Annotated in this window: 10 protein-coding genes; 6 read left to right on the top strand and 4 right to left on the bottom strand. The window is 64.3% G+C overall.

The features are described from left to right. On the top strand, positions 1-555 hold a 555-nt coding region (locus tag M9890_14415), incomplete at its 5' end, for a LuxR C-terminal-related transcriptional regulator (GenBank protein ID MCO5178145.1). A gap of 174 nt (positions 556-729) precedes the next feature. On the opposite strand, the gene M9890_14410 is transcribed toward M9890_14415, so the two are convergent. From M9890_14410 to M9890_14395, 4 genes are all read right to left on the bottom strand, one after another. Beyond that, positions 730-2,097, bottom strand: a complete 1,368-nt coding sequence (locus M9890_14410; GenBank protein MCO5178144.1) for a pyruvate dehydrogenase complex dihydrolipoamide acetyltransferase — start codon at positions 2,095-2,097, stop codon at positions 730-732. A gap of 108 nt (positions 2,098-2,205) precedes the next feature. Continuing rightward, entirely contained in the window at positions 2,206-3,252 is a 1,047-nt protein-coding gene (locus M9890_14405; protein ID MCO5178143.1) for an alpha-ketoacid dehydrogenase subunit beta, read from the bottom strand. A gap of 57 nt (positions 3,253-3,309) precedes the next feature. After that, on the bottom strand, positions 3,310-4,326 hold the full coding sequence (pdhA, locus tag M9890_14400) for a pyruvate dehydrogenase (acetyl-transferring) E1 component subunit alpha (protein ID MCO5178142.1): 1,017 nt from the start codon (positions 4,324-4,326) through the stop codon (positions 3,310-3,312). A 481-nt stretch (positions 4,327-4,807) separates the two neighbouring features. Continuing rightward, positions 4,808-5,752, bottom strand: coding sequence for an HNH endonuclease (locus M9890_14395; protein ID MCO5178141.1), 945 nt, complete (start codon positions 5,750-5,752; stop codon positions 4,808-4,810). Positions 5,753-5,919: 167 nt separating this feature from the next. Here M9890_14395 and M9890_14390 point away from each other — a divergent pair, with 167 nt between their 5' ends. The 5 genes from M9890_14390 to M9890_14370 all read left to right on the top strand — a co-directional run. Beyond that, positions 5,920-6,069 (top strand): hypothetical protein, encoded by a 150-nt coding sequence (locus M9890_14390; GenBank protein MCO5178140.1) that lies wholly within the window; start codon positions 5,920-5,922, stop codon positions 6,067-6,069. 27 nt (positions 6,070-6,096) lie between these two features. Next, a complete protein-coding gene (locus M9890_14385) occupies positions 6,097-7,326 on the top strand; it encodes a cytochrome P450 (GenBank protein ID MCO5178139.1) in 1,230 nt (409 codons plus the stop codon). A 297-nt stretch (positions 7,327-7,623) separates the two neighbouring features. Continuing rightward, entirely contained in the window at positions 7,624-8,412 is a 789-nt protein-coding gene (locus tag M9890_14380; GenBank protein ID MCO5178138.1) for a TerC family protein, read from the top strand. Between the two features lie 33 nt (positions 8,413-8,445). Beyond that, entirely contained in the window at positions 8,446-9,675 is a 1,230-nt protein-coding gene (locus M9890_14375) for an MFS transporter (protein MCO5178137.1), read from the top strand. 18 nt (positions 9,676-9,693) lie between these two features. Next, positions 9,694-10,042: maleylpyruvate isomerase N-terminal domain-containing protein (locus M9890_14370; protein MCO5178136.1), on the top strand; the 349-nt coding region annotated here is incomplete at its 3' end.

The following is a 10,042-nucleotide window of genomic DNA, read 5'->3' as shown; positions in this document are numbered from 1 at the left end:
ATCGGCGATGCGCTGGCGACTGGGTTGCAACGTGAACGCACCGAGGGACCGAGCACATCACTCGAGCAACCGTCCGGCGTCCTCATCCTCGCGCCGGACAGCGAGCCGACATTCTCGACACCAGCGGCAGATGAGATGCTGTCGGCACTCCATGACACCGACGCGCGAACTGGCGCGCACCTGCCATCGCCAGTCGCGGCAGCCGTCGCCGGGCTGCGCGCGAACGGCAAGCCGCGTCAGCAGGTCATGTCCCCCACACCGCTGGGACTGATCGCGATCGAAGCCTCGTCCGGCGGCAGCGACGGCTCAGTCGCCGTCGTGCTCACACTCCAACGACCCACCGGCCCCCCGACAGTGCCAGCCGACTGGCCACTCACCCCGCAGGAGCGCGAAGTCGTCCAGCGCCTCATCAGCGGCGACAGCAATCGCGCCATCGCCGAGGCGCTCTTCATCACCGAAAACACCGTCCAGACGCACCTGCGCAACATCTATGGCAAGTTGGAGGTCACTAGCCGCAATCAGCTGCTCGCCCGGCTGTTCCACGGGAGCGCCTGAGACCCACAGGTCAGATCTCCGCATCGCCGCCTTGCATGTGCGTACACGCAACGACGACACCCCCGTCATCGCATGACAGCCCCGCCTGCCCAACCGGCAGCCACCCCCCAGATACAGGACACCCCCTCTCCCAGAATTGGGAGAGGAGGCAGGGGGTGAGGGCCGTCCCCTCGTTTACCCGACCAACAACCCCATCGGTGCTTCCAGCATCGCCTTGAGCTTCTGGAGGTACTTGGCGACTTCGGCACCGTCGGTGAGGCGGTGGTCGGCGGACATGGTGACCTTCATGACGGTCTGCGACTTGAACTTGCCCTTGTCAGCATCCCAGACAGGCTGCGGCTTGGCAGCGCCGATGGCGAGGATGGCGGCCTGCGGCGGGTTGATGATGGCGATGAATTCGTCAACACCGAACATGCCGAGGTTCGAGGTCGTGAACGTGCCGCCCTGGTACTCCTCGGGCTTCAGTCCACCCTCGCGGGCGCGCTTGGCCAGGTCCTTCGTCAGTCGCGCGATCGCGCCGAGCGACTTCTCGTCGGCGTTCGGGACGAACGGGGAGATGAGGCCGCCCTCGATGGCGATGGCGATGCCGACGTCGATGTGATCGTGCAACTCCATCTTGCCGTCGTTCCAGGCCGAGTTCAGCACCGGGAAGTCGCGCAGCGCCAGGGCAGATGCCTTGACGATGAGGTCGTTGACCGACACCTGACTGGCCTCGTCGACATCAGCGTTGACCTGCTTGCGCAGCTCCAGCGCCTTGTCCATCGCGATCGACATCGTGACGTAGAAGTGCGGTGCCTGCTGGAATGACTGGCTCATGCGCTTGCCGATGGTCTGCCGGATGCGCGGCAACTCCTGCAGCTCGCCGCCGATGGTCGGAACCTGCTCGGCGATGGGCGCGGGTGTCTGCGGCGCGGCGGCTGGTGCTGCCGGTGCAGCTGCCGGAGCCGGGGCCGATGCGGCCTGTGGCTTCGGCTTCGCGCCAGTCAGGTATGGCTCGACGTCGCGCTTGACGATGCGGCCCTGTGGGCCAGTGCCATGCACCTGAGAGAGGTCGATCTCGTGCTCGGCAGCGAGGCGGCGGACCAGCGGTGAGGCGCGGATGCGCTCGCCCGGCTCACGGCTCTCGACCTGCGGCGCTGCTTCGGCAGCCGGAGCCTGGGTGGCTGGCGCAGCGACTTGCTGTTCCGGTGCCGGTGCGCTTGCGGCCTGCTGAGCCGCGGCAACCGGCTGCTCGGTCTGCTCGGGTGCTGCGGCCTCGGCTGGTGCTTCGCTCGGTGCGGTCTCTTCCTCGGCGATCTCTTCGTCTTCGCCGCCGATGATCGCGATCGGCTCGCCGACCGGGACCGTCTGCCCCTCGGTAATCAGCGTCTTGCGCAGTACGCCGCCCTCGAACGCTTCAATCTCGATGTTGACCTTATCGGTCTCGATCTCGGCGATGGCCTCGCCGCGCTCGACCGGGTCGCCGACGTTCTTCAGCCAGCGCAGCAGCGTTCCGGCGTCCATGTCGTACCCCATCTGGGGCATGACGACCGTTTTCGCCATCTTCTTGCCTCTCCCCATCCCCCGCGTGCGGGGGCCCGTAATCCGTCAATTCAATCTCCCCCTCTCCTCGGAGGAGAGGGCGGGTGCCCTCTGGGCGGCGGGGTGAGGTTACGCCAGCGCCTGCTTGACTGCGGCGACGACCTCGTCCTTACCAGGAATGACCAGTCGCTCAAGGTTTCGGGCATACGGCATCGGCACTTCAATGCTGCCGACGCGCCCGACCGGCGCATCCAGGTAATCGAACGCGTGCTCCTGCACAGCGGCAGCGATCTCAGCGCCGAGTCCCATCGTGCGCCACGACTCTTCTACGATAACGCAGCGGCTGGTCTTCTTTACCGATTCGATCACCGTCTCGGCATCCAGCGGGCGCAGCACGCGCATGTCGATGACTTCGGCGGAGATGCCCTGTTCGGCCAGCTCTTCGGCAGCGCCGAGCGCAAGATACAGCCCGCGTGACCACGAGACGATCGTGATGTCGGTGCCCTCGCGGCGCACCTCTGCGCCCTCAAGCGGCAGCGTGTAGTCGCCGGCGGGGACCAGCCCGCGATTGCGATAGATGAGCGAGTGCTCGATAAACATCACCGGGTCGTTGCCGCGTATCGCCGATTTCAGGAAGCCCTTGGCGTCCTTCGGCGTGGCCGGCATGACAACACGCAGGCCGGGGATGTGAGCGAACCAGCCCTCGTAGGTCTGCGAGTGCGTCGCGCCGAGCTGCCCCCAGCCGGAAGCGGTGCGGATGACGACCGGTGCGGTGAACTTGCCGTCGAACATGTAGTGGATCTTGGCGGCGTGGTTGACGATCTGGTCGATCGCCAGCAGTGAGAAGTTGATCGTCATCAATTCGACGATCGGCCGCAGACCGGCCATTGATGCGCCGACGGCCATGCCGACGAGGCCGAGCTCGGCGATCGGTGTGTCGATCACGCGCTTGCGCCCGTACTGCTCCTGGAATCCGCGTGTCACGACGTAGGAGCCGCCGTATGCGCCGATATCCTCACCCATGATGAAGACATTTTCGTCACGATCCATCTCCTCGGTGATGGCTTCGCGGAGCGCGTCTCGATAGGTGATCTCGCGTTCGCCTGATTCATTCTGCTGGATAGCGTCCTGCGCTCGGCGCTGCATTTCCTCCAGCTCAGCCAGCGTACTTGCCACGGTGTTCCTGCTCCATTTCGATCCGATGAACGTCAGCCACGTCGCCGTATGTCCGCGCTAGTACTCGTCGGCGTAGACGAAGTCCTCCAGCGTTGACGGGTCTGGCCACGGGCTCTTGTCGGCGAACTGGACAGCCTCTTCGACGATGATCTCGATCTCTTCGTCGATCTTGTCGAAGTCGGCCTGTTCGGCCTTGCCGGCGTGAAGGAGCTGCTCGCGATAGGCTGGGATCGGATCAGTTGCGCGCTTCTCCTCGATCTCGTCCTTCTCGCGGTAGGTCTCCGGATCGGCCATCGAGTGGCCGCGGAACCGGTAGGTCATCGCCTCAAGGAAGTAGGGACCGTTGCCAGCCGTGCAGTAGTCGCGAGCGCGCTGGGTTGCTTCGCGCATCGCCAGGACATCCTGCCCGTCGACGATCTCCGACTTGATGCCGAGTCCCTCGGCCTTGGTCGACATCTTCGGCACAGCCGAGTGATATTCGATGGCGGTGCCCATCGCGTATTCGTTGTTCTCGCAGAGGAAGATGACCGGCAGCTTCCAGAGTGAAGCCATGTTGAGCGCCTCAAAGAATGCGCCGCCGTTCGTCGCGCCGTCACCGAAGATGACCAGCGAGACACCGTCGATTTCCTGATATTTGAGTGCCATGCCGATACCGGCACCGATCAGGATATGGCCGGAGACGATCGCGTAGCCGCCCCAGAAGTTGCGCTGCGGGTGGATCATGTGCATCGAGCCGCCGCGCCCGCCGGTGGTGCCGGTGGAGCGACCGAACAGCTCGGCCATGATGGCGTTCGGGTCTGCGCCGATCGCCAGTGCGTAGCCATGATCGCGGTAGTGGGTGACGAGGTGGTCCTGCTGCTTGAGGACGCTGATCGCACCGACGCCGGTTGCCTCTTCGCCAATGTAGAGGTGGAGGAAGCCGCCGATTTTCCCGAAGGCATACTGCTCGGCGGAGCGCTCCTCAAACCTGCGGATCAGGACCATTTCCCGGTAGAGGCCGAGAAGCTCGTCCTTGCTCATCGAGCCGAGAGCTGTTTCTCCAGCTCGTACGGCCGGCTCCGTCTTGCTAGCCATGCCACGTCCTTTCGTCCGATTCCGACGTGTTCGTGTTCCCGAAGCGGACTCCCCGGCACCATGTGGTGAGTGCTGTCTGCCGGATGAAGATCGCGGCAATATGTCTCACCTCCCCGAGGATCGCCTGGTGCGCAAAGTAAGGCTCATCTCATCGCGTAATGTGCGCACGGGGGCTGGCTGATTTCACCTGCGTTTCGCTGATTCCAGCCGCAAACACAGGTGCGTCATCGCCACCCTGCATCCAATCATGGATTGTACGCCACACGTCGCGGGCCGGTCTATGGCCGGTCTGAATTGGCCGATCTGGCGATCATCCAAATCGGCACGACGAACCGAGCACAAACGCCGGAACGGCAATGTCGGGCGAGAGCGATGCCGAAGGGAGCTAAGAGAAGCCGACAGAGGGTGAGAATCGAGCATCACCAGATTGGAAATGTCTCAGAGCAACCGATCGTGAATCGTGCGTCAAACGGCGCTCAAATTATGACGCGGGCCGAATATGTCGTCCCGTCGGTTCGAGATGGTCGGGCAGGATCAGCCGCTCACGCAGTCCATTCGGATAGTGATAGGCGAGGTTCTGGCTGTCGAATCTGGCATTGGTTGCGTGGATGATGCGGTGATGATTCGGACAGAGGACGATGATGTTCGGACTAACGTCCGGGCCACCCGCGCTCAAGTACTGAATGTGATGGCCCTCCGCGAGGGATTGTCCATAGCGTGGCTCGAAGTCGTGGCCGCATACCTGGCATCGGTAGTGGTAGTAGGACTTGAGCGTGTCGGCAAGTGCCGGGTTGCGACGGTAGCGCGTTTCTTCCGTGAGGAAGCGGATAAACGAATCCTCGCTGCCATCATTTGTACTGTACAGCGGCGCTTCCTCGGCGAGTCCGACGTGCGCACGTTGACGTGTCTCAACGATACGATCGTGGTTCCGAAGCGCTGCAAGGATTTCTGCTCGTTGAAACGTGTCAGATACCGTTGCTGGTGGAACGATCTGCAACTCCGGATGTGGCTGTTCGGCGAGCGACCACTGGATAAAGGGCAGGATGCGTGCTTCGTCGATCGGATCGATCCGGCGAGCGTTGTCCTGACCATCGTAGCGTCGTGAGAGTTGCAGGTTCTCAAGGCTGAACGGGATGGTCGGAACGGTCATGTTTCCGTAGACGATCCAGTTCCAGGTGCGCCCTTCGTTCGGCCAGTATTGTCGGCTGATCGTTCCGTTGTAGTCGCGCTCCAGGCGATCGAAGACGAGCGCGAAGTCGATCCGACTGCGCAACTTCTCATGGAGCGTCGCTTCCTGCTTCACCAGTTGGAGTAGCAACAGCTCACCGGGCTCCAGCTCGGGATTCGTTGGTCGCACGCTGAGCGCGAACATCGATGAGCGGATGCACTGATCAATTTGTGCGAGCCGGACGTTGAGGCGGCGCACGCTGATCATCCTTCACTCAACTACCAGTACATTCAGATACCCGCCATCCCTAGCGCAGCCGCATCGTTTGCTCTACTCCTCTCTGGCCTGCCAACCCCGCTATCGAGGGCTCCTCCTCTCCATGCTACGCTACCCGCATCGAACACCATGATGGTTCGGAGGCAGCGGTGCGAGTCGTATTGATCGTCGTTGCGGTGATCCTGATCTGGTTGCTCGGCGCGTTGATCGGGCTGGTTGGGCGCGCGTTGCAGGTGGTGCTGATCGTCGTTGTGCTGCTGCTGATTGGTCGAGTGCTGATGGGCGATCGACGCTCGTGAGCATGTGCGCGTGAAGTGGAGCGGAACGTGTCTGCAACTGTCGCGATCGACTCTGGCTCTGACGCGGTGCGGTCCGATCCGCATCCCGTCTATCGCCGCTTGCGCGAGGAGTCGCCGGTGATCTGGAACGAGGTGACCCGCTCGTGGATCGTGAGCCGCTACGACGATGTCGCCGGGCTGTTCATCGATCCGCGCATGTCCTCGGCCCGCACTGAGGCGATCTTCTCGACGCTGCCAGACGAGGTGCGGCCCGAGATGGAGCCGCTGCGCAACGTCCTCGGCAGCCGCATGCTGCTGACCGACCCGCCGGAGCACACGCGGCTGAAGAGTCTGGTGATGAAGGCGTTCTCGGCCAAGACCACCGAGACGCGCCGCGAGCACATCCGGCAGCTGTGTGATGGCTTCCTCGATCGCGCCGCCGAGCGCGGTGCGGTGGATATCGTCGCCGATCTGGCGCAGCCGCTGCCGAGCTGGGTGATCGCCGATCTGCTGGGCGTGCCGCCCGACGATCAGCCGCGCTTCACGCGTTGGAGTCACGATCAGGTGCGGGTATACGACCGACCCGGCACGGTCGGCGAGCGTGTCGCGGTGATGCGTCAGGGCCAGCAGAGCATGCTGGAGATGCGCGCGTTTTTGGAAGCGATCATCGACGAGCGTCGGCGAGAGCCGCGTGAGGATCTGATCTCCGAGCTGGTTGCGGCGGAAGAGTCGGGCGACCGGCTCTCGACCGAGGAGCTCGTTGTGATGGTTGTGGCGTTGCTGGTCGGCGGCAACAATTCGACGGCACATCTGATCGGCAACGCGGCGCTGTCGCTGCTGCGGCAGCCGGAAGTCGCTGCCCGGCTGCGCGACGACCCGGCGCTGGTGCGGCCGGCGATCGAGGAGGTGCTGCGCTGGGAGAGTCCGGTGCAGGCGACCAGCCGCGTCGTGCGCGACGAGCCGATTGCGCTGCACGGGCGCGAGATGGCGGTCGGCGATAGTGTGCATCTGTTCATCGGCTCGGCCAATCGCGACCCGTCACAGTTCCCCGATCCGGACACCTTCGACCCGGCGCGCAAGCCGAACCGGCACCTGACCTTCGGCGGCGGGCCGCACTTCTGCCTCGGGTCGTCAACTGCGCGGGCGGTCGCGCAGACGGCGATTCAATCGCTCGTCGAGCGGTTTCCCAACGCGCGGCTCGCCACGGACGACGTGACCTGGCAGGAGGGCTTTTCGTTCAGGAGTGTCGTGGCGCTGCCGGTGGTGCTCGCGGGGTAAGTGGAGGCGGCGACCCTCACCCCCGGCCGCTGCCCAGGTGCCCCATGGGCGATGGCTCCCGCCCAACGTTGGGAGAGGGGGTGTCCTGATGCTGCCGGATTGGCTGCCGTTCCTCGCTCCCCTCCCCTCGAGGGGGAGAGGCTGGGAGAGGGGTCTGCCGATCGTCACTCCTTGAACACGGCACCCAAACTCCGTCGCCGAGGACACCCCTCTCCCCACGGGAGAGAGGCCGGGGGTGAGGTCCATGTCATACTTCCCGAATTGCGTCTCGCGTCCGCTACCGAAGGGCAGCGCTGCATGGACTGGCTGGCTAACCCGGAGATCTGGGTCGCACTGCTGACCTTGACGGCCCTGGAGATCGTCCTCGGCATCGACAACATCATCTTCATCTCGATTCTGGCCGGGAAGCTGCCGGCCGAGCAGCAGGAGCGCGCGCGACTGCTCGGGCTGGGGCTGGCGATGTTCATGCGCATCGCGTTGCTGTTCTCGCTGTCGTGGGTGATCGGGCTGACCGATCCGATCTTCGAGATCGTGGGGCAGGAGATCTCCGGGCGTGACCTCATCCTGATCTTCGGTGGTCTGTTCCTGATAGCCAAGAGTACGACCGAGATACACGGCAAGCTGGAGGGTGAGGAAGGCCATGCCAGCGCCCGTGTGCCCGCCTCGTTCGTCAACGTCATCGTGCAGATTCTGCTGCTCGACATCGTCTTCTCGCTCGATTCGGTGATTACGGCAGTCGGCATGGCCGACGACATCGAGGTGATGATCGCCGCTGTCGTCATTGCCGTTGGTGTCATGATGGTCTCGTCCGGGCCAATCAGTCGGTTCGTTGAGTCGCGTCCGACGGTGAAGATTCTGGCGCTGTCGTTCCTGCTGCTGATCGGTGTGTCGCTGCTGATTGAAGGGTTCGATCGCCACGTTCCGAAGGGCTACATCTACTTCGCGATGGGCTTCTCCGTCCTGGTGGAGATGCTGAACCTGCGCCTGCGCTCGGTAACTGCGCCGCAATCGCAGCCGCCTGTTGCGCTGCGTCACGCATACGCCGAAGATTCCACGACGACCGTCTCTGGCGGGTCGGATCAGTAGGCGCGAGCGAGCGCACGTCTGGAGGCCGAGCGCGTGAGCGACGGTATCGCCAAAATCGCCGACGACCGCTCAGTCTTCCTGACGCTCTGTTTCGCGACCTCGATGAGCGTGCTGACTGCGCTCGCGCTATCGCCATTTCTCTCCGCAATCGGCGACGATCTGGCGACCTCGACGGCGCTGCTCGGTCAGGCCGTGATGGTGTCGTCGCTGGTCGGCGCGCTGGTCGGGCTGGCAATCGGCCCTTCTGCCGAGTGGCTCGGCTATCGTCGCTTGCTGCTGCTCGGGCTGGTGGCGCTGGTGCTGTGCAACATCGGGATTGCCGCTGCGCCGAGCTTCGGCTTCCTCGTCGGTGCGCAACTGCTCAGTGGCATCAGCGCCGCGACGATCTCGCCGATGGCGTTCGCCATTGCCGGGAATCGCTACCACGGCGATGTGCGCCGCCAGGTCATCAGCCGCATGTTCGCGTCGGCCTCGGTCGCCAGCATCATCGGCTTCCCGATTCTGACGTTCATCGGCAGCCAGCTCTCGTGGCGCTGGTCGTTTCTCGCGCTGGCCGTTGTCGCCGCTGCCGGGCTGGCGCTGACCTCGGCGACGCTGGAGCGCGATGTCGTGACGGCGCACGATCCGTTGCGTCTGGGTGCGTTGCTCGGCACCTACCTGCCGCTCGTGCGCTTCCCGCCGCTGGTGCGTGTCTATGCCGCCCAGTTCGGTCGTGGCGTCGCCTGGACGGGGATGCTGACCTACATTGGCGCGTTCCTCGTCGAGGAGCTGGGTCGCTCGCTGCAGGAGGCCGGCCTGATCTGGCTGGTGCTCGGCCCCGGCTTCATGGCTGGCAGTCTGCTCGTCAGCGGCCCGCTGCGCCACCTGGAGCCGCGCCGCACATTCCTGGTGACGGCCTCGTCGATGGGCATCCTGGTTGGCGTCGTCTTCATCGTCCAGCCGCCGATCCTGCTCACCTGGCTGGCGCTGCTGGTCGGTTCGTTCTTTGGCGGTATCGCCGAGGTCACGGCAGTGACGATCATGTCAACCGAAACGCCGACCGCGCAGGGCACGACGATGGCGCTGAACTCGTCCGTCACCCGCTTCGGCACCGCGTTCGGCGCGTTGCTCGGTGGCGTGCTGCTCGCGATCGGCGATTACCCGGCGCTCGGCCTCGGTCTGCCGCTGGTTGCACTCTTCGGTGCGGTGATCTGCGTCTGGTCCGGCGGGCGTCGTGCGACCCCGACCCTGCCGGTTGTCGGCGAGTCGATTTCAGAAGGGTAGTGCGTGGATACATCAGGTATGTCGGCCGAACAGGCTACGACGATCGAGCGTCTTCAGTCGGCCCGGGCAGCGTTTGATGAGCTACTGGTCGCGGTCGGCACTGATCGGATGACGCAACCGATGGATGCGTCCGGCTGGTCGGTGAAGGACATCGTCGCCCACATCACCGCCTACGAGCGCTGGACGACCGCACACTTGCGCGGCCTGCTGCGGGGTGAGCCGCCGACTGTGCTGGAGCAGTACGGCACCGACGAGGCACCGAACGGCGCTGACCCGTTCGATCTCGACACGCTGAACGCAACGATGCTGGAGCGCGACCGGGTGCTCACGCTGGATGAGGCCATGCAGGTAGCCGGGACCACCTTTG

It is taken from the genome of Thermomicrobiales bacterium (genome assembly GCA_023954495.1).
In the GTDB taxonomy this organism is placed as follows: domain Bacteria; phylum Chloroflexota; class Chloroflexia; order Thermomicrobiales; family CFX8; genus JAMLIA01.
This window is presented reverse-complemented; position numbering and strand designations above follow the sequence as displayed.

Coding starts and splice junctions, on each gene's coding strand:
- M9890_14410 (MCO5178144.1), bottom strand. CDS start 2,097: ATGGCGAAAACGGTCGTCATGCCCCAGATGGGGTACGACATGGACGCC.
- pdhA (MCO5178142.1), bottom strand. CDS start 4,326: ATGGCTAGCAAGACGGAGCCGGCCGTACGAGCTGGAGAAACAGCTCTC.
- M9890_14380 (MCO5178138.1), top strand. CDS start 7,624: ATGGACTGGCTGGCTAACCCGGAGATCTGGGTCGCACTGCTGACCTTG.